Raw genomic sequence first — 19,195 nt, 5'->3', positions numbered from 1 at the left:
GCGCAAACCGCTTCTTCGATGATAGCGCGCGCATGGCGGCGCGGCGTGTGAACATCGTGCGACGCCACGCCCGCCGCGCGCGGGCAATCAGAACGGATCGCCGCCCGGAAACTGCGGCGCGCGCCGCTCGCGCAGCGACTGCACGCCCTCGCGCACGTCGGGCCCGGCGAAGCCCATGAATTCGAGCGCGAGCGACGTGTCGAAGTTCGGCCCCGCCATGCGCAGCCAGTTGTTGAGCGCGTACTTGGTCCAGCGCACGGCGGTTTGCGAACCGTTGGCGAGGCGCTTCGCCACTTCGAACGCCTTCGGCAGCAAGTCGCTCTCGTCCACGGCGAGCGAGACGAGGCCGATACGCTCCGCCTCCTCGCCGCTCACCGGCTCGCACAGCAGCAGGTAGTACTTCGCCTTCGCCATGCCGCACAGGAGCGGCCACACGATGGCCGCGTGGTCGCCCGCCGCGACGCCGAGGCGCGTATGCCCGTCGATGATGCGCGCCGTTTTCGTGGCGATCGAAATGTCGGCGAGCAGGCCCGCCACGAGCCCCGCGCCCACGGCGGGACCGTGCATGGCCGAGACGATGGGCTTGCCGCAGTTGATCACGTTGTAGACGAGGTCACGCGCTTCGCGCCACACGCGTGCGCGCACATCGAAATGCGTAGCCATGTCCTCGACGAGTTGCAGATCGCCGCCCGCCGAAAAGCCCTTGCCCTCGCCGCGAATCACGGCGACGCGCGCATCGGGATCGCGGTCCACGTCGCGCCAGATCTCGGCCAGCTCGCGGTGCATGTGGGCGTCGGCGGTCGCGAGGCCGCTCTTGTTCGCACCCTCGCCGCTCATCACGACCTCGACGATGCCGTGCTCGTGCCGCCGCACGCGCAGGGCGTGGTAATGGGCATAAAAAGGATCGTTCATGGGCTGGCCCTCCTTTGCTTCGGATTACTGATGCTTGGGAAATAACGTCAATGCGGCTGATAGATCCACTTGTCGTCGCGGATCTCGACCATCACGCGCGCCCGCGCGTCGAGGCCGAGGTGATCGGTGGCGCTCATGTTGACCACGCCATTGGTGTCCTGCAACCCGCGCGTGGCTTCCAGCGCGTCGCGCAGCGCGTGGCGAAACGCGGGGGTGCCGGGCGCGGCCGACTTGAGCGCAACAGGAATCGCGTTGCCGAGCAGGAGCCCCGCATCCCACGTGTAGGCGCCGAACGCCGACACCGTGCCCGCGCCGTAACGTCCTTCGTAGCGCGAAATATAGTCGAGCGCGTGACGCCGGCCGGGACGGTCCTCGGGCAGTTGCGCGGCCACGAGCACGGGGCTCGCGGGCAGGAAGGTGCCGTTGCAGTCCGCGCCGCACACGCGCAGGAAGTCGCGGTTGCCCACGCCGTGGTTGTGATAGATGAGGCCCTTGTAGCCGCGCTCCTTGAGCGCCTTGGGCGGCAGCGCGGCGGGCGTGCCGGCCGCGCCCACCACGACGGCGTCGGGGTGCGCCGCGACGATCTTGAGCACCTGGCCCGTCACGCTCGGATCGGTGCGGTTGAAGCGCTCGTTCCCAACGAGCTTGATGTCGCGCTGCTGCGCGGCCTTCGCGATCTCGGCGTAGAAGGTTTCGCCGAGCGCGTCGGCCTGGCCGATATAGGCGAGCGTCTTCACGTTGTGCGCGGCCGCGTGCTCCATGATCGCGCCGGCCATCATCGCGTCGGTTTGCGGCGTCTTGAACATCCAGTGGCGCTTGTCGTCCACCGGTTCGATGATCTTCGCCGACGAAGCGAGCGAGATGGTGGGCGTCTCGCCCTGCGCGATCACGTCGAGCATCGCCAGCGAATTGGGCGTGATGGACGAGCCGATGATCGCGTCGACGTGCTGTTCGTCGATGAGCTTTTTGGTGTCCTGCACGGCCTGGGTCGTGTCGGAGGCGTCGTCGAGCACGATGTACTGGACTTTCTGCCCGGCGATCTCGGTGGGCAGCATCGCGGCGGTGTCGCGCGCGGGAATGCCCAGCGAAGCGGCCGGGCCGGTGAGCGAAAGGACGAGGCCGATCTTGATTTGTGCTAGCGCGAGCGTGGGCGCGCAGAGGCTGAAAAGCAGGGCAATGCGTGCAGCAAGACGGCTGGGGCGAGTGGCGTTCACGGGGTCTCCTCGTGTTGGGGCGAGCGTATTCTGCGTACGGCTTCGGATACTGCGTGCGGCCAGGGCTTGGGGTTGTGCCGGTCTCCTCGATCGCTTTGAAGAAAAAAGGGTGTTCGCCAGTGTAGCCGCACGCGTGGCGCGCGGCATCCGGCGAAACCCTTCAGCGCTGGCTTGTCGCTGGCTTCACGACTCGCCATGAAGCGGCGCCACGGCCTGATCGATCGCGCCGAAGATCGACTTGCCCGCTTCGTCGAGCATCTCGATCTTCACGCTGTCGCCGAACTTCATGAACTCCGTGCTCGCCTGCCCGCTCTCGATCATCTCGATGCACCGCTTCTCGGCGATGCAGCAGTAACCGCGCTTGGCGTCCTTGTTCGAGACCGTGCCCGAGCCGACGACGGCGCCCGCGCGCAGGTTGCGCGTTTTCGCGGCGTGCGCGATCAACTGGCCGAAGTGAAACACCATGTCGGTGCCCGCGTCGGGCTGGCCGACCTTCTTGCCGTTCCAGTGCACGAGCAGCGGCAGATGCACGCGGCCTTCGCGCCAGTGCTCGCCGAGTTCGTCGGGTGTGACGGCAACCGGTGCGAAGGCGCTCGCCGGCTTGCTCTGGAAAAAGCCGAAGCCCTTCGCGAGTTCCGCAGGAATGAGATTGCGCAACGACACGTCGTTGACGAGCGTGACGAGGCGCACGGCCCTGAGCGCTTCGTCGGGGCTCGCGCCCATCGGCACGTCGCCCGTGAACACGGCCACCTCGGCTTCAAAGTCGATGCCGAACGCCTCGGACGCGCACACGATGTCGTCGCACGGCCCGATGAAGTCGTCGCTGCCGCCCTGGTACATGAGCGGGTCGGTCCAGAACTCGGCGGGCATTTCCGCGCCGCGCGCGCGCCGCACCAGCTCCACGTGATTCACGTACGACGAACCGTCCGCCCACTGGTAGGCACGCGGCAGCGGCGCCATGCAGTTGCGCGCGTCGAAGCTGAACGCGTTGCGCGCGCGGCCGTGGTTGAGCGCGTCATAAAGCTCGGCGAGCTGCGGGGCGTAGAAGCGCCAGTCGTCGAGCACGCGCTGGAGCGTGGGCGCGATCGCATCGGCAATGGCGGCGCTGCGCAGGTCGCGGGAAACGACGATCAGTTGCCCGTCGCGGGTGCCGTCCTTCAGCGTGGCAAGTTTCATGGAGTCAGACGTGAGTGACGATAAGGGAAATGTATTCTACGATGGTGAATCGGCGCGGCCCAAGCGGGTGCGCCGCCCGTCGCATTTCCCGAACCCCAACGCCTCCATGCCGACCACCGTCCGATCCGCCTCGCCGCGCGCGAGCACCGCTCGCGCCCCGCACGCCGACGACCTCGCCGAAGCCCTCGACACCGCCGAAGCGGCGGAGTCCGCAGATTCCGCGGAAAGCGCCGAAGGCGGCGAAGAAAAACTGCGCTCCGGCATCCAGTCGATCGAAGTGGGCTTTCGCCTGCTCGAAGTGCTGACCGACGAACCGCGCGCCATGATGCTGCGCGACCTCGCGCAGCGCGCGGGCATGAGCCCGGCGAAGGCGCACCGCTACCTCGTGAGCTTCATGCGCCTCGGCATGGTCGCGCAGGACCCGCTCTCGGGGCGCTACGAACTGGGCGGCTTCGCGTTGCAGCTCGGTCTCGCGCGCCTGGCACGCGTGGATGGCGTGAAGCTCGCGCGCATCGCGCTCGCCGGGTTGCGCGACACGCTCGACATCACCCTGGGCATCGCCGTGTGGGGCAATCAGGGGCCGACCGTCGTGCACTGGATGGAGTCGAGCCACCCCGCGAAGGCGTCGCTGAAACTCGGCGACGTGATGCCGATGCTCAGTTCCGCCACCGGCCTGCTGTTCGCCGCCTACCTGCCGCGCAGCAAGACCGCGCCGATGATCGAGCGCGAGCTCGCGGGCGCGCAGCACTACTCGTACGGCTCGACGCCGCGCACGGCGCAGGCGCTCGAAGTCGCGCTCGCCCAGGTGCGCGAGCACGGCGCGGCGCGCGTGGAAGGCATGCTGCTGCCGACCATCCACGCGTTCTGCACGCCCGTGTTCGACGCGAGCGGCGACCTCGCGCTCGGGCTGATCGCGCTCGGTCACGAGGGCGCGTTCGACATCGAGTGGAACGGCGTGGTCGATACCGCGCTGCGCACCTGCGCCGAAAAAATCTCGTACGAATTGGGGTACAGTCCGACGCCGCGCTGAACGCCGGCATTCGCGATGCCGGTGGGCGACCGGGCCCGCTTCGTGAGCGCGCCGCTTTCTGCGCGGACGCGGCGGGTTGTGTCACATTAGCGTGTGTACCCAAGCCGCCCCGACGCCCAGAAACGTCACGACCGTCACGAACGCCACGACCCGCCCGATGTCCACCTCCGCCGCCTCACGCAAGGCACGCCGCCAGAACCACGACGCACACACGCCGCGGCGCACCCGCCCGTGGCGCTGGATCGGCGTGTTCATCGCGGTGACGGTGCTGCACTGGCTCGCGGCCGAGTGGTTCGAGCGGCATCACGGCGCACCGCCGAGCGCCGCGCATGTGCGCGTGCCGGTGCAGGTGGCGCTGCTCAAGCCCGAGCGCATCGAGCGCGAGGCACGGCCCGCCGGTCCTGCACCCGCGCCGCAGGCGGCCGCGCCGAAACCCGCGCCCAAGCCCGCCGAGCCGCACACGTTGCGGGCGATCACGCCGCCCAAACCGCATCCCAAAACGCCCGCCTCGCCGCCGGCGGCCAAGCCCGACACGCAGGCGGCCTCCGCGCCCGAAGCCGCCGCTTCGGCCCCCGCCGCGGGCGCCGGTGGCAGCGGCACGGCGAGCGCCGCGCCCGGCAACGGCAAGCAACCCTCGGCGCAGGCCACGCAGGCTTCGCACGGCGTGAAATTCTCGGTGCCGCCATCGGGCGAGCTGCAATACGACACGTTCTATAACGGCGTGCGCAATCAGCCCGGCACGATCCACTGGTCGAGCGACGGCCAGCGCTACGAGATGGTCGTGTCCGTGCCCTTGCCCTTCGTCGGCACCTTTACCTGGACGAGCAAGGGCCACGTCGACGCCTTTGGCCTCGCACCCGATCAGTACATCGAAACGCGCGGCCATCGCCCCTCGAACGTGACGGTGTTCAATCGCACGGACAAGCAGATCGTCTTCACGCGCACGCCCAATTCGCTCGCGCTGAGCGATGGCGCGCAAGACCGCTTCAGCATGATCATGCAGCTCGCGAGTCTCGTGCGCGGCGACCCCGACGCGTATAAGCCCGGCGTCACGCGCGAGTTCTATGTGGCCGACAACGACAGCGGCGAGACCTGGCCCATCACCACGATCGGCGACGAAACGGTGGGCACCGATCATGGCTACGTCACGGCGCGCCACTTCATGCGCCTGCCGCGCCGCGAGGGCGACAAGCGACGCATCGACGTGTGGCTTGCGCCCTCGCTCGGCTGGCTGCCGGTGCGGCTCTTGCAGACCGAGCCAAACGGCACGCAGTTCGAGCTGGTGTGGCGCGGCGAGCTCACGGTGCCGGCCGCCGCACAGAACGCGAGCGCGCCAACGCCCGACGCGGCCACGGCCACGGCCACGGCAACGCCAGGCGCAACATCCAACGCCGCGCCAAACGAAGCGCCCGGGGCGGTACCCGCCGTCACGCCAAACGCAACGCCCGACACAACGTCGCCACAATCCGCAATGCCGCCCGCGCAGCCAGGCGAAGCGCAGCCGCCATCGCAGGGACAATCACAGGCACAACCCGCGCCCCAAGCGCCGACGCAACCCGGCGCTCCACCTGCGAATATGCAGACAGAATCCATGCCGCAAACGCCGGTGGATGGCGCAGAACCTTCCACCGCCTCACCCGGCCCCGCGCCCGAGCACCCTTGAGCGCGCAAGCGCACGAACACTGCCATTCGGGCGGCCCGCTTCACGACATGAACGCACGAAATAGCGCATACTGGAATCGTGCCTTGCGGCGATGACTGCAAGGCCTTGTGCGCGGAATGAACCACGGCCCAGGGGCCGAAAAATTAACAGACGATACGCAAGAAGAACGCGACAGCACGGCACCGCGCGCACTCAGGGACCAACACGGCACCAACACAAAATCACGCTGCAAAAAGCGGACAAAAAGCAGCGCCTGCACAACAAACGACGCAGCAAACAGGGACGCGACCAACAAGGTAGGAACATCGCAACGCGCTTCATCCGCGAGCTTTGGGCGCGCGGCTTGCTGCACCTGGCATCGCGTGCACGCAGTACCTCGCAAACGGCTTGACTCCCAGCCTGGAAGGCGAAGGAGGAACCCATGCAAGTGACTGTCAACGGCATCGATACGCACTATGTCTTCGACGACAGGAGCGGCGGGTCCGCGCTGGCGTTCATTCACCAACTGGGCGGCGATCTTTCCGTGTGGGACACGCTCGCCGGACATTTCCGCCATCGCCATAGCGTGCTGCGCCACGACGTGCGCGGCCACGGCGCAAGCGCGGTGGCAAGCGAGCCGTTCGGCTTCGCGCAACTGGCCGCCGACCTCGCCGCGCTCTTCGACGCAACCGGCATCGAGCAGGCGCATCTCGTCGGCATGTCGATGGGCGGCATGATCGCGCAGCAGTTCGCGCTCGACTACCCCGATCGCGTCATCACGCTCACGCTGTGCGACACGGCGAGCCACACGCCCCCCGAAGCACGCGCGACCTGGAACGAGCGCGCGGCCACCGTGCGGCGCGACGGTCTTGCGGCGCTCGCCGACGCGACGATGGCGCGCTGGTTCACCGAAGACTTTCGCCACGCGCACGCGCAAACCGTGCAGCAAATTTGTGACGTTTTATTACGGACCCCTTCGGAAGGCTATGCAATGGCCTGCGAAGCATTGCGCGACTTCGACGCCGCGGCGCGTCTCGCGCAACTGCGCGTGCCCACGCTCGCCGTTGCGGGCCGCTTCGACAACGGCACGCCCGCCACGCTCACGCAGGCGCTGGCGCGCGCCATAGAGGGGTCGCATTTCGTGGTGCTCGATGCAGCGCATCTGGCCCCGGTAGAAGAGTCGCATCGTTTCACGGCGTTGCTGGAAACGTTTCTCAAGCAGTTGGTCTAAGCAGTTCGAACGAAAGGCATTACCGCAGTGGCAGCAGACGCAGTCGAAGTGCAAGCGAAAAGGGAGAGCAGTCCACATAAGAGGTGATGCGGAACCCACCCCTTGAATTCCAGAACGAACGCTCCAAGTATTGACCGAGAAGGTCTGGGAGCACAGGAAAAAGGAGTGTCGCCATGCAAATGATCTACAACAGCCCCAACTATTGCGTCGTCGAGTTTCCTCCGCAGGACGGCCACAGCGCCATGCGCGCGGGCGGCTATGAAATCGTCGACAAAAATGCGCGCCGCGAGATCTTCATTGACGGCGTGATGGCGGCGCGTTTTCGCGAAGACGTGCAAAAGCTGATGAAAGAAGATCAGTCGCTCGACGAAGTCGACGAATTTCTCGGGCAATTCGACAGCCTCATGCAGCAACCCGTCGTGCTTCACTGACGCGCGCGCACCCAGCGGCACTCAACGCGCGGCGTCCTCCGCACGAAACCCCGTCCGGCTTTGGCCGGGCGGGGTTTTCTTTTGGCCCTTCGCCGCACGCGGCCCCCGCTGTCCGCCCGGCCCGCCGGGCATGACGGGCGATCCCCCGGCCAGCGGGCCGCCCCGGCTGCGGCTACAATAATGGGTTTCCCAGTCCAACCGGCGCCACGCCCGCCCGCGACCCATGAACCAGCCAGCAGCCCAAGCCTCGCACGCCTCGCGCCCCGCCGCAGACGCCAAATACACGCGCGGCGCAGCGCTTCCCGCGCAGCTCGCCTCGCGCATCGTGATTCTCGACGGCGCGATGGGCACGATGATCCAGCGCTACAAGCTCGACGAAGCCGCCTACCGCGGCGAGCGCTTCAAGGATTACCCGCGCGACATCAAGGGCAATAACGAACTGCTCTCGCTCACGCAGCCGCAGATCATCAGCGAGATTCACGAGCAATACCTCGCGGCGGGCGCGGACATCATCGAGACCAACACGTTCGGCGCGACCACGGTGGCCCAGGACGATTACGGCATGGGCGAACTGGCCGTGGAGATGAACGTGGAGTCGGCGAAGCTCGCGCGCGCCGCGTGCGACAAGTACTCGACGCCGGACAAGCCGCGCTTCGTCGCGGGCGCGATCGGGCCGACGCCGAAAACGGCGAGCATCTCGCCCGACGTGAACGATCCGGGCGCGCGCAACGTCACGTTCGAGGAACTGCGCCACGCGTACTACGAGCAGGCCAAGGCGCTCATGGACGGCGGCTGCGACCTGTTCCTCGTCGAGACGATCTTCGACACGCTCAACGCCAAGGCGGCGCTGTTCGCGCTCGACCAGCTTTTCGAAGACACCGGCGAGAACCTGCCGATCATGATCTCGGGCACCGTGACCGACGCCTCGGGCCGCATTCTCTCGGGCCAGACCGTCGAGGCGTTCTGGAACTCGCTGCGCCACGCGAAGCCGCTCACGTTCGGCCTGAACTGCGCATTGGGCGCGGCGCTCATGCGCCCGTACATCGCCGAGCTCGCGAAGCTGTGCGACACCTATGTCTCGTGCTACCCGAACGCGGGCTTGCCCAACCCGATGAGCGACACGGGCTTCGACGAATTGCCCGCCGACACGTCCGGACTGCTCAAGGAATTCGCGAGCGCCGGTCTCGTGAACGTGGCGGGCGGCTGCTGCGGCACGACGCCCGAGCACATCGCGGCCATCGCGAAAGCGCTCGCCGAGATCAAGCCGCGCCGCTGGCCCGGCCAGTATCGCGACGCCGCCTGAGCGCCGTTTGATCGCCGCTCCCCTCTCGCTCGAAAGCCCCCGCTCACACACGACAACCTACGATCCGGTCCCACGCCATGACTGACCATACCCTGCGCCTTTCCGGCCTCGAACCCTTCAACGTGACCGAAGGCACGCTGTTCATCAACGTGGGCGAGCGCACCAACGTGACCGGCTCGAAGGCGTTCGCACGGATGATTCTCAACGGCCAGTTCGACGAGGCGCTCGCCGTTGCGCGCCAGCAGGTCGAGAACGGCGCGCAGGTCATCGACGTCAACATGGACGAAGCCATGCTCGACTCGAAGGCGGCGATGGTGCGCTTCATGAACCTCATCGCCTCCGAGCCCGACATTGCGCGCGTGCCGATCATGATCGACTCGTCGAAGTGGGACGTGATCGAAGCGGGTCTGCAATGCGTGCAGGGCAAGGCCATCGTCAACTCGATCTCGCTCAAGGAAGGCCGCGAGCAGTTCGTGCATCACGCGAAGCTGATTCGCCGCTACGGCGCGGCGAGCGTGGTGATGGCGTTCGACGAACAGGGCCAGGCCGACACGTTCGCGCGCAAGACCGAAATCTGCAAGCGCTCCTACGACATCCTCGTGAACGAAGTGGGCTTCCCGCCCGAGGACATCATCTTCGACCCGAACATCTTCGCGGTGGCCACGGGCATCGAGGAGCACAACAACTACGCCGTGGACTTCATCAACGCCACGCGCTGGATCAAGCAGAACCTGCCCTACGCGAAGATCAGCGGCGGCGTGTCGAACGTGTCGTTCTCGTTCCGCGGCAACGACCCCGTGCGCGAGGCGATCCACACCGTGTTCCTCTATCACGCCATCCAGGCGGGCATGGACATGGGCATCGTGAACGCGGGCCAGCTCGGCGTGTATGCCGACCTCGACGCCGAGTTGCGCGAGCGCGTGGAAGACGTGGTGCTCAACCGCCGCGAGGACGCGACCGACCGCCTGCTTGAAATCGCCGACAAGTTCAAGACGGGCGCCGCGAAGAAGGAAGAGAACCTGGAGTGGCGCAACCAGGATGTGGAAAAGCGTCTTGCGCACGCACTCGTGCTCGGCATCACGAACTTCATTGTCGAGGACACCGAAGAAGCGCGCGTGAAGATCATGGGCGCGGGCGGGCGGCCGATCAACGTGATCGAAGGCCCGCTCATGGACGGCATGAACATCGTCGGCGACCTGTTCGGCCAGGGCAAGATGTTCCTGCCGCAGGTGGTGAAGTCGGCGCGCGTGATGAAGCAGGCCGTGGCGCACCTGATTCCATTCATCGAGGAAGAAAAGCGCCTGCTCGCCGAATCGGGCGCCGACGTGCGCGCGAAGGGCAAGATCGTCATCGCGACCGTGAAGGGCGACGTGCACGACATCGGCAAGAACATCGTGTCGGTGGTGCTCCAGTGCAATAACTTCGAAGTGGTCAACATGGGCGTGATGGTCCCGTGCAACGAGATCCTCGCGAAGGCGAAGGTCGAAGGCGCGGATATCGTCGGCCTCTCGGGGCTCATTACGCCGTCGCTCGAGGAAATGGCCTACGTGGCGAGCGAAATGCAGCGCGACGACTACTTCCGCATCAAGAAGATTCCGCTGCTGATCGGCGGCGCGACCACCTCGCGCGTGCATACGGCCGTGAAGATCGCGCCGCACTACGAAGGCCCGGTCGTGTACGTGCCGGACGCGTCGCGTTCGGTGTCGGTCGCGTCGAGCCTGCTTTCGGATGAGGGCGCAACGAAGTTCATCGACGATCTCAAGACCGACTACGACCGCATTCGCGACCAGCACGCGAACAAGAAGGCCACGCCGCTCGTGACGCTCGAAGAAGCGCGCGCGAACAAGACGAAGATCGACTGGGCGAACTTCCAGCCCGTGAAGCCGAAGTTCATCGGCCGCCGCGTGTTCAAGAACTTCGACCTGAACGAGCTCGCGAATTACATCGACTGGGGTCCGTTCTTCCAGACGTGGGATCTCGCCGGTCCGTATCCGCAAATCCTCAACGACGAGATCGTGGGCGAGTCGGCGCGCAAGGTGTTCTCCGACGCGAAGTCGATGCTCTCGCGCCTCATTCAAGGCCGCTGGCTGCAAGCGAACGGCGTGATCGCCCTGCTGCCCGCGAACACGGTCAACGACGACGACATCGAGATCTACACCGACGAATCGCGCAGCGAAGTCGCGCTCACGTGGTGCAACCTGCGCCAGCAGTCGGTGCGTCCCGTGGTGGACGGCGTGATGCGCCCCAACCGCTCGCTTGCCGACTTCATCGCGCCGAAGGACTCGGGCGTGGCCGACTACATCGGCATGTTCGCGGTCACGGCGGGCATTGGCGTGGACGTGAAGGAAGCGCAGTTCGAGAAAGACCACGACGACTACAGCGCGATCATGCTCAAGGCGCTCGCGGACCGCTTCGCGGAAGCGTACGCCGAGGCGATGCATGCACGCGTGCGCCGCGACCTGTGGGGCTACGCCGCGAGCGAAACGCTCGACAACGACGCACTGATCGCCGAGAAGTACGCGGGCATTCGCCCGGCGCCCGGCTACCCGGCCTGCCCGGACCACCTCGTGAAGCGCGACATGTTCGACGTCCTGCAAGCGGGCGAGATCGGCATGAGCGTGACGGAGTCGCTGGCCATGCTGCCGGCGGCCAGCGTCTCGGGCTTCTACCTCGCGCACCCGGACAGCACCTACTTCTCGGTGGGCAAGATCGGCCAGGACCAGCTTGCCGACTACGCCCGCCGCATGTCGCTCTCCGACGAGGACGCGCGCCGCGCGCTCGCGCCGCAACTCTAGGCACCGCCGCGCGCCGCCTCGGGCGGCGCGCTTCTCCCCGCTGCGCGCCCTCTGTTGTCACCGCCCGACATACGCCATCCGGCAAGGTGAAGATTACGCGCGCGCAATTTTTCGGCTTTGTAAGATGGCCCGGCCAGGCATGGTGCCGCACCGGGTGCGCCGCCGCGCCGGCTCGATTATCAGCAAATCCTTAAAACGCAAAATCGCAGCAACCACGACGGAGAAAATCGTATGAAGAAGCTGATGTTGATGTTGACCGCCTTCGGTGTCGCGGCGCTCGCGCAGCCGTCGTTCGCCCAGCCGGCCGCCCCGCAGCAGGCAAGCCCGGTGTCGTCGTACTCGGCGCCCACCGAAAAGCACGTGAAGAAGCCGAAGAAGAAAAAGGAGAAGAAGTCGGCCGCCTCCGCCGCCGAACCCGCGGCCGCCAGCGAGTGATTCGAGGCGACACGCCCCGCATAAAAGCAACGAGCCCGCACATGCGGGCTCGTTGCTTTTGGAATCGCGGAAGTCGCGCGCAGCCGCCGTGGCGCCGCGCAGTTCGGGCGCGTCAGATGCCCCAAACGATATCGTTTTCTTCCTTCTTCGCAGCGCGCAGCATGTCGAGGAACGGGAAGGCGCGTTGTGCGAGGCCGACCGGCAGTTCGTGATGCAAGTGGCCATCCTCGCCTTCGTGATAGTGGCCTTCCTGCTCGTGGCGCTCTTTCTTGTCCGTGGCGATGGCCGCTTCGAGCTTGGCGATAGCGGTGTCGAGTTCGTCATGGGTAATCACGCCGTGCGGGCCGAGCCGCTTGCCGATAATGCCGAGGAGGTATTGTGCGAGGTTCTCCAGCATCGTGACGTCGGGCGCCGCGTGACATTTAAAAGTAACCAGCATGTCTGTTCCCTTTATGATTTTTCGGATCCGCGCCTGACTTCCCGGCCTGCGACGCCAGGCGGGCCAAGGCGGCCCGTGTCGCGCTACCTCATTTCACATATTAGCACCTGCTAAAATCCGTCAGGACGGAATTACCCGCAGGGCGCGGCGCCCGAGTGCGCCGCCACGCCGCCTGCCGCAACGAGGCCGCCAGCCAACGCGGCATCTCGCCGCAAGGCCGGCGCCCGCAGCCGTACCGGCGGCCCGCGCCGGCAAGCCGGGGCCCAGGCCCACGGTACGCCGGCCCCGCATCCCATTACCCGCACAGGACTTGCAACCAGCATGCTGCCCGCACAGAAACACACCCTGGAGACCCTGCTCGCGCAAGCTGTCGCCCAGGTGGCGAAGGCCACCGAAGGCGCGAGCGAAGCCGCATTCGTCGTGCCCGCGATCACGCTCGAGCGCCCGAAGGTCGCCGCGCACGGCGACGTCGCCTGCAACGTCGCGATGCAGCTCGCCAAGCCCATGCGCGCGAACCCGCGCCAGCTCGCCCAGCAGATCGTCGACGCCGCGCTTGCCCAGCCCGAGGCAGCCGGCCTCGTCGAGGCGGCCGAAGTGGCCGGCCCCGGCTTCATCAACCTGCGTCTGACCGCCAACGCGAAGCGCGCCGTGATCGGCGCCGTGTTCGAGCAGGGCGAGGCGTTCGGCCGCTCGCAGCGCGAAGCCGGCAAGCGCGTGCTCGTCGAGTTCGTCTCGGCCAACCCCACGGGGCCGCTGCACGTGGGCCACGGCCGCCAGGCCGCGCTCGGCGACGCCATCTCGAACGTGCTCGCCTCGCAAGGCTTCGACGTGCACCGCGAGTTCTACTACAACGACGCGGGCGTGCAGATCGGCAACCTCGCCGTCTCCACCCAGGCGCGCGCACGCGGCTTCAAGCCCGGCGACGCCGAATGGCCCGAGGCGGCGTACAACGGCGAATACATCGCCGACATCGCGCGCGACTATCTTGCGGGCGAAACCGTCACGGCCAAGGACGGCGAGCCCGTCACGGGCGAGAAAGACCCCGAGAACCTCGAAGCGATCCGCCGCTTCGCCGTGGCCTATCTGCGGCACGAGCAGGATCTCGACTTGCAGGCGTTCGGCGTGAAGTTCGACCGCTACTACCTGGAGTCGTCGCTCTACACCGAAGGCCGCGTGGAAAAGACCGTCGAGGCGCTGGTCGCCTCGGGCGAGACCTACGAGCAGGACGGCGCGCTGTGGCTCAAGACCACCGACTACGGCGACGACAAGGACCGCGTGATGCGCAAGTCCGACGGCACCTACACGTACTTCCTGCCTGACGTGGCCTACCACGTCACCAAGTGGGAGCGCGGCTTCACGAAGGTCATCAACGTGCAGGGCTCCGACCACCACGGCACCATCGCGCGCGTGCGCGCGGGCCTGCAAGCGCTCGGCATCGGCATTCCGAAGGGCTATCCCGACTACGTGCTGCACAAGATGGTCACGGTGATGCGCGACGGCCAGGAAGTGAAAATCTCCAAGCGCGCGGGCAGCTACGTGACGGTGCGCGACCTGATCGAATGGTCGGGCGGCGCGAACCCCGGCAGCGAAGTCTCGCCCGATCTGCTCGACGAAGCGACCATCCGCCGCGGCCGCGACGCCGTGCGCTTTTTCCTCATCTCGCGCAAGGCCGACACCGAATTCGTGTTCGACATCGACCTCGCGCTGAAGGAAAACGACGAAAACCCGGTGTACTACGTGCAGTATGCGCACGCGCGCATCTCGTCGATCCTCGGCGACTGGCAGGGCAAGTTCGGCGGCGATCTGGCCGCGCTGCCCAAGGTCGATCTCGCGCCGCTGTCGAGCGAGCGCGCGCTCGCGCTCATCGCGAAACTCGGCGAATTCACCGACATGCTCACGCACGCGGCCAGCGAACTCGCCCCGCACGCCGTGGCGTTCTACCTGCGCGAACTCGCCGCTGAGTTTCACTCGTTCTACAATGCCGAACGCGTTCTCGTCGACGACGTCGCCGAGCGCGACGCCCGCGTCGCCCTGCTCGCGGCCACGCGCCGCGTGCTCGCGAACGGTCTCGCCGTGATCGGCGTGTCCGCGCCCGAGCGCATGTAAGCGCACAGAAGCGCACGTAACCGCGTGCTGCGGCAGCACGGCGGCGGCGATGTCCTGACATCCCCCGCCGCCCGCAGCGCACGAAGCGACATGTTTGGGGCCGCCGCCTCGCGCGGACGGCCGTTCCAGGATTCTCTTGTTTGCAGGTGATTCAGACGATGGCAAAACCGCGCCGCACTACAAAACAGCAGTCGAAGCAGTCCGGGGGAACCTTTCTCGGCATCGTGCTGGGCCTGATCGTCGGCCTTGCGATCGCGGTGGTGGTGGCGCTCTACATCACGCGCGCACCCACGCCGTTCGTCTCCAAGGTCGCGCCGCCGGCCGCTTCCGACGCAAGCCAGAACAACGAGCAGGTCGACCCGAACCGCGTACTCCAGGGCAAGTCGCCTGGCCAGCCGGTGCCGCAGGCCGCGCAAAGCACGCCGCCCAACACGGCGCCGGGCCAGACCACGAACCAGTCGCAGTCCTCGGGCATGCTCGAAGAACCGCAGATCGTGGAAGTGCCGCCCTCGGGTTCGAACAACAACGCCGCCAACAACAACGGCGTGGCCGTCGCGCCGCAACCGTCCACGGGTGAAACCGTCACGGGCGGCACGTCCATCGCGAAAAAGCCGCAGACGGCCAGCAACTCGGGCAACAACTCGAGCAGCAACCCCGCGCAGATCCTCGCCAACAACGCGCCGCAGAAACCGGCCAACGCCGTGCCCACGCCGCCGGCCGCGAAGCCCGCGCAGGGCAACGCCGCGCCCACGCCGGGCGACGCCAACACCGGCTACTTCCTGCAAGTGGGCGCGTACAAGACCTCGGGCGACGCGGAGCAGCAGCGCGCGCGCCTCGCGTTCCAGGGGTTCGAGTCGAAGGTGACGCAGCGCGACGCCGGCGGCGTCACGTACTATCGGGTTCGCATCGGGCCGTTCACGAAGTTCGACGACATGAACTCGACGCGTCAGCGCCTGTCCGACGCCGGTATCGACACCGCCGTCATCCGTTTCACGAAGCAGTAATCGCCGTCCGCGCCGTGCACGGCGCGGACCCATCCATCAATAAGAAGCCCCCGCACACGCGAGACGACGCGCCCGCGCAGGACACTGCGCAGCGCGGGCGCCTCGCCGGTGCGGCAAACAGCCGGCCGCCGCCGGTCCAAGCCCAACGGATTTGAACGCCATGAAACGAATTCTCGGTACGCTTTTGCTCTCGCTCTCGCTGATCGGCTCGGTGGCTCACGCCTCGCCCGCCGCGCCCGTGGCCGGCAAGGACTACACGATCCTGAAGACGCCGCAGTCGGTCGACGCGCCCGCGGGCAAGATCGAAGTGACCGAGTTCTTCTGGTACGGCTGCCCGCACTGCAACAAGTTCGACCCGTTCCTCGAAAGCTGGATCAAGAAGCAGGGCCCCGATGTCGTGTTCAAGCGCGTGCCGGTGGCATTCCGTGACGATTTCATCCCGCACTCGAAGATGTACTACGCGCTCGACGCGCTCGGCCTCGCGCAAAAGCTCACGCCGGCCGTGTTCCACGAAATCCACGAGAACAAGAACTACCTGCTCACGCCGGAAGACCAGGCCAAGTTCCTGCAAACCCAGGGCGTCGATCCGAAGAAGTACCTGGAAGCGTACAACTCGTTCTCGACCCAGAGCGCGCTCCAGCGCGACAAGGGGCTGCTTGACGCCTACAAGATCGACGGCGTGCCGACCATCGCCATCCAGGGCAAGTACGAGACCGGCCCGGCCATGATCCAGGCACCGGAAGACAAGGCGCTGCCGGGCACGCTCCAGGTGATGGACTTCATCATTTCGCAGATCCGCGCGAAGAAAATGTGATGCAGGCTGCGCCGCTGAAGGTCTTCATCACCGGCGCGTCCAGCGGCATAGGCGCCGCCCTCGCCGCCGAATACGCGCGGCGCGGCGCCGTCCTCGGGCTCGTCGCGCGTCGCGGCGAGGCCCTTGCCGGCTTCCGGCAGGCCCACCCCGCTCACGCCGTCTCCATCTATCCCGCCGACGTGCGCGACGCCGATGCGCTCGCCGCCGCCGCGCGCGACTTCATCGCCCAGCACGGCCTGCCCGACATCGTGATCGCCAACGCGGGCGTGAGCCGCGGCGTGCTCACGGGCGAAGGCGACCTCGCCACGTTCCGCGACGTGATGGACACCAACTACTTCGGCATGGTCGCCACCTTCGAGCCGTTCGCCTCGGCGATGGCGCGCAACAAGCGCGGCACGCTCGTGGGCATTGCGAGCGTGGCCGGCGTGCGCGGGCTGCCGGGTTCGGGCGCGTACAGTGCCTCGAAGGCCGCCGCGCTCGCCTATCTCGAAGCGCTGCGCGTGGAGATGCGCCCGTTCGGCGTGCCCGTGGTCACCATCGCGCCGGGTTATATCCGCACGCCGATGACGGCGAAGAACCCCTACCGCATGCCGTTCCTGATGGACGCGGACCGCTTCGCCGCGAAAACGGCCGACGCCATTGCGCGCGGCACGTCGTTCGCCGTGTTCCCCTGGCCCATGCGCGTGGCCGCCATGCTGCTGCGCGCGCTGCCGCGCTGGGTCTACGACCGCGTGTTCGAAAAGGCGCCGCGCAAGCCGCGCGCTGAAACGGCGGGCCACTGAGTCTCTACCCACACGGCGTCTGCCCGCTGAGCCGCTGAATCGCCGGGGCCCGCTCGCGAAGCGAGCGCGTGCCCGCCCCTCATTCCATATGGGTATGTGGATTAAATTGTTGTCTCGGCAATTTCCCTTCGATAAGCTTGCCACGTCCGGGCGCCCTTACCAGCCTTCCCGCCTCTCCTGACTCAAACAATACGGGGCGCCGCCCGCCACCGAAGAACCACGGAGATCCCATGCGTTTCACCTCGCCCACCGCGCCCAGGCTCGTGCCTCGACTCGTGCTCGCGACCGCGCTCGGCGCCGCTTGCGCGCTCGCGGCCACGTCCGCGTTCGCGAAACCGCTCACGGTCTGCACCGAGTCGAGCCCCGACGGTTTCGACGTCGTGCAGTTCAACTCGCTCGTCACGACCAACGCGTCCGCCGACGTCATCTTCAATTCGCTCGTGACGTATGACGAAGCGCAGAAGAAGGTCGTGCCCGCGCTCGCGGACAAGTGGGACGTGAGCGCCGACGGCCTCACCTACACGTTCCATCTGCGGCCCAACGTGGCGTTCCAGACGACCGAATGGTTCAAGCCCACGCGCACGCTCGACGCCGACGACGTGGTGTTCACCTTCGATCGCATGCTCGACGCGAACAATCCGTGGCACAAGGTAGCGGGCGCGAGCGGCTTCCCGCACGCGCAGTCCATGGGACTCGTCAAGCTCGTGAAGTCGGTCGCGAAGGTCGATGCGAACACGGTGAAGTTCGAGCTCAACGAGCCGAACGCCACCTTCCTGTCGATCCTCACCATGGGCTTCGCGTCGATCTACTCGTCCGAGTACGCCGACCAGTTGCTCAAGGCCGGCAAGCAGATCGACCTCAACGCGAAGCCGGTGGGCACGGGCCCGTTCGTGCTCAAGAGCTACACGAAGGACGCGCTGATCCGCTACGACGTGAACCCGACCTACTGGGGGCCGAAGCCGAAGGTGGACCGCCTGATCTACGCGATCACGCCCGACGCCGCCGTGCGCGCGCAAAAGGTGAAGGCCGGCGAATGCCAGATCGCGCTCTCGCCCAAGCCCCAGGACGTGTCCGCGGCGAAGACGGACACGTCGCTCAAGGTGGTCGAAACGCCCGCGTTCATGACGGCCTTCGTCGCGCTCAACACGCAGAAGAAGCCGCTCGACAACCAGAAGGTGCGCCAGGCGCTGAACATGGCGTTCGACCGCACGACCTATCTCAAGGCGATCTTCGACAACACGGCCACGCCCGCGACGAACCCCTGGCCGCCCATCACCTGGGGCTACGACAAGTCGATCCAGCCCTATCCGTACGACCCGGCGAAGGCAAAGCAACTGCTCGCCGACGCGGGCTACGCCAACGGCTTCTCGACCACGATCTGGGTGCGCCCGAACGGCAGCGTGCTGAACCCGAACCCGCGCGCGGGCGCGGAGTTGCTTCAGGCCGACTTCGCGAAGATCGGCGTGAAGGCCGAGATCAAGGTGATCGAGTGGGGCGAGCTCATCAAGCAGGCCAAGCAAGGCCAGCACGACACGCTCTTCATGGGCTGGGCGGGCGACAACGGCGACCCGGACAACTATCTCTCACCGCTCTTTAGCTGCAATGCGGTGCAGTCGGGCATCAACTTCGCGCGTTTCTGCGACCCGCAGCTCGACAAGCTGATCGCCGAGGGCAAGACCACGTCCGACCAGGCCAAACGAACCAAACTCTATGAAACCGCGCAGCAGATCATCCACGATCAGGCGCTGTGGATTCCGCTCGGCTACCCGACCGCCGCCGCCATCACGCGCACGGCCGTGAGCGGCTATCAGGTGAGCCCGTTCGGACGCCAGAACTTCGCGAGCGTCGCGGTGCAGTAAAGGCACGCCGGGCGTTCGCGTC

The 19,195-nt window shown here is 66.7% G+C and carries 16 protein-coding genes; 12 read left to right on the top strand and 4 right to left on the bottom strand.

What is annotated here, in order from left to right:
• Nucleotides 1-87 precede the first annotated feature (87 nt).
• From C7401_RS05045 to C7401_RS05035, 3 genes are all read right to left on the bottom strand, one after another.
• On the bottom strand, nucleotides 88-912 hold the full coding sequence (locus C7401_RS05045; RefSeq protein ID WP_112170234.1) for an enoyl-CoA hydratase/isomerase family protein: 825 nt from the start codon (nucleotides 910-912) through the stop codon (nucleotides 88-90).
• A gap of 47 nt (nucleotides 913-959) precedes the next feature.
• Entirely contained in the window at nucleotides 960-2,126 is a 1,167-nt protein-coding gene (locus C7401_RS05040) for an ABC transporter substrate-binding protein (protein ID WP_258396878.1), read from the bottom strand.
• Between the two features lie 183 nt (nucleotides 2,127-2,309).
• Nucleotides 2,310-3,302 (bottom strand): fumarylacetoacetate hydrolase family protein, encoded by a 993-nt coding sequence (locus C7401_RS05035; protein WP_112170232.1) that lies wholly within the window; start codon nucleotides 3,300-3,302, stop codon nucleotides 2,310-2,312.
• A gap of 106 nt (nucleotides 3,303-3,408) precedes the next feature.
• Between C7401_RS05035 and C7401_RS05030 the strand changes: the two genes are divergently transcribed.
• From C7401_RS05030 to C7401_RS05000, 7 genes are all read left to right on the top strand, one after another.
• Complete coding sequence (locus tag C7401_RS05030) at nucleotides 3,409-4,332, top strand: IclR family transcriptional regulator (protein WP_112170231.1); 924 nt, start codon at nucleotides 3,409-3,411, stop codon at nucleotides 4,330-4,332.
• A 157-nt stretch (nucleotides 4,333-4,489) separates the two neighbouring features.
• Entirely contained in the window at nucleotides 4,490-5,995 is a 1,506-nt protein-coding gene (locus C7401_RS05025) for a DUF3108 domain-containing protein (protein ID WP_112170230.1), read from the top strand.
• A gap of 421 nt (nucleotides 5,996-6,416) precedes the next feature.
• On the top strand, nucleotides 6,417-7,205 hold the full coding sequence (pcaD, locus tag C7401_RS05020) for a 3-oxoadipate enol-lactonase (RefSeq protein WP_112170229.1): 789 nt from the start codon (nucleotides 6,417-6,419) through the stop codon (nucleotides 7,203-7,205).
• 173 nt (nucleotides 7,206-7,378) lie between these two features.
• On the top strand, nucleotides 7,379-7,636 hold the full coding sequence (locus C7401_RS05015; protein ID WP_112170228.1) for a BTH_I0359 family protein: 258 nt from the start codon (nucleotides 7,379-7,381) through the stop codon (nucleotides 7,634-7,636).
• Nucleotides 7,637-7,859: 223 nt separating this feature from the next.
• Nucleotides 7,860-8,939, top strand: a complete 1,080-nt coding sequence (locus C7401_RS05010; protein WP_112170227.1) for a homocysteine S-methyltransferase family protein — start codon at nucleotides 7,860-7,862, stop codon at nucleotides 8,937-8,939.
• 77 nt (nucleotides 8,940-9,016) lie between these two features.
• Nucleotides 9,017-11,734, top strand: coding sequence for a methionine synthase (gene metH, locus C7401_RS05005; protein ID WP_112170226.1), 2,718 nt, complete (start codon nucleotides 9,017-9,019; stop codon nucleotides 11,732-11,734).
• 231 nt (nucleotides 11,735-11,965) lie between these two features.
• Nucleotides 11,966-12,169, top strand: a complete 204-nt coding sequence (locus tag C7401_RS05000) for an acid-shock protein (RefSeq protein ID WP_112170225.1) — start codon at nucleotides 11,966-11,968, stop codon at nucleotides 12,167-12,169.
• Between the two features lie 112 nt (nucleotides 12,170-12,281).
• Here the strand turns inward: C7401_RS05000 and C7401_RS04995 are convergent, their stop codons facing one another.
• On the bottom strand, nucleotides 12,282-12,608 hold the full coding sequence (locus C7401_RS04995) for a DUF1840 domain-containing protein (RefSeq protein ID WP_112170224.1): 327 nt from the start codon (nucleotides 12,606-12,608) through the stop codon (nucleotides 12,282-12,284).
• A gap of 321 nt (nucleotides 12,609-12,929) precedes the next feature.
• Between C7401_RS04995 and argS the strand changes: the two genes are divergently transcribed.
• The 5 genes from argS to C7401_RS04970 all read left to right on the top strand — a co-directional run bounded on the left by argS (nucleotide 12,930) and on the right by C7401_RS04970 (nucleotide 19,173).
• Entirely contained in the window at nucleotides 12,930-14,714 is a 1,785-nt protein-coding gene (gene argS, locus C7401_RS04990) for an arginine--tRNA ligase (RefSeq protein ID WP_112170223.1), read from the top strand.
• A 140-nt stretch (nucleotides 14,715-14,854) separates the two neighbouring features.
• Nucleotides 14,855-15,718, top strand: coding sequence for an SPOR domain-containing protein (locus C7401_RS04985; RefSeq protein WP_112170222.1), 864 nt, complete (start codon nucleotides 14,855-14,857; stop codon nucleotides 15,716-15,718).
• Nucleotides 15,719-15,878: 160 nt separating this feature from the next.
• Nucleotides 15,879-16,532 (top strand): thiol:disulfide interchange protein DsbA/DsbL, encoded by a 654-nt coding sequence (locus tag C7401_RS04980; RefSeq protein ID WP_112170221.1) that lies wholly within the window; start codon nucleotides 15,879-15,881, stop codon nucleotides 16,530-16,532.
• Entirely contained in the window at nucleotides 16,532-17,314 is a 783-nt protein-coding gene (locus C7401_RS04975; protein WP_112170220.1) for an SDR family oxidoreductase, read from the top strand. The genes C7401_RS04980 and C7401_RS04975 overlap by 1 nt, the downstream gene beginning before the upstream one ends.
• A gap of 230 nt (nucleotides 17,315-17,544) precedes the next feature.
• Nucleotides 17,545-19,173, top strand: a complete 1,629-nt coding sequence (locus C7401_RS04970) for an ABC transporter substrate-binding protein (RefSeq protein WP_112170219.1) — start codon at nucleotides 17,545-17,547, stop codon at nucleotides 19,171-19,173.
• Nucleotides 19,174-19,195: the final 22 nt, after the last annotated feature.

Origin of the sequence: Paraburkholderia unamae (assembly GCF_003268775.1) — a bacterium.
Taxonomy (GTDB): domain Bacteria; phylum Pseudomonadota; class Gammaproteobacteria; order Burkholderiales; family Burkholderiaceae; genus Paraburkholderia; species Paraburkholderia unamae.
Note: the sequence above shows the minus strand (reverse complement) of the source record. Positions and strands in the feature narration are given on the sequence as shown.

Excerpts from the sequence above, each read along its gene's own strand:
- C7401_RS05045 (WP_112170234.1), bottom strand. The coding sequence starts at position 912 with ATGAACGATCCTTTTTATGCCCATTACCACGCCCTGCGCGTGCGGCGG.
- C7401_RS05035 (WP_112170232.1), bottom strand. The coding sequence starts at position 3,302 with ATGAAACTTGCCACGCTGAAGGACGGCACCCGCGACGGGCAACTGATC.
- C7401_RS05030 (WP_112170231.1), top strand. The coding sequence starts at position 3,409 with ATGCCGACCACCGTCCGATCCGCCTCGCCGCGCGCGAGCACCGCTCGC.
- C7401_RS05025 (WP_112170230.1), top strand. The coding sequence starts at position 4,490 with ATGTCCACCTCCGCCGCCTCACGCAAGGCACGCCGCCAGAACCACGAC.
- pcaD (WP_112170229.1), top strand. The coding sequence starts at position 6,417 with ATGCAAGTGACTGTCAACGGCATCGATACGCACTATGTCTTCGACGAC.
- C7401_RS05015 (WP_112170228.1), top strand. The coding sequence starts at position 7,379 with ATGCAAATGATCTACAACAGCCCCAACTATTGCGTCGTCGAGTTTCCT.
- C7401_RS05010 (WP_112170227.1), top strand. The coding sequence starts at position 7,860 with ATGAACCAGCCAGCAGCCCAAGCCTCGCACGCCTCGCGCCCCGCCGCA.
- metH (WP_112170226.1), top strand. The coding sequence starts at position 9,017 with ATGACTGACCATACCCTGCGCCTTTCCGGCCTCGAACCCTTCAACGTG.
- C7401_RS05000 (WP_112170225.1), top strand. The coding sequence starts at position 11,966 with ATGAAGAAGCTGATGTTGATGTTGACCGCCTTCGGTGTCGCGGCGCTC.
- C7401_RS04995 (WP_112170224.1), bottom strand. The coding sequence starts at position 12,608 with ATGCTGGTTACTTTTAAATGTCACGCGGCGCCCGACGTCACGATGCTG.
- argS (WP_112170223.1), top strand. The coding sequence starts at position 12,930 with ATGCTGCCCGCACAGAAACACACCCTGGAGACCCTGCTCGCGCAAGCT.
- C7401_RS04980 (WP_112170221.1), top strand. The coding sequence starts at position 15,879 with ATGAAACGAATTCTCGGTACGCTTTTGCTCTCGCTCTCGCTGATCGGC.
- C7401_RS04975 (WP_112170220.1), top strand. The coding sequence starts at position 16,532 with ATGCAGGCTGCGCCGCTGAAGGTCTTCATCACCGGCGCGTCCAGCGGC.
- C7401_RS04970 (WP_112170219.1), top strand. The coding sequence starts at position 17,545 with ATGCGTTTCACCTCGCCCACCGCGCCCAGGCTCGTGCCTCGACTCGTG.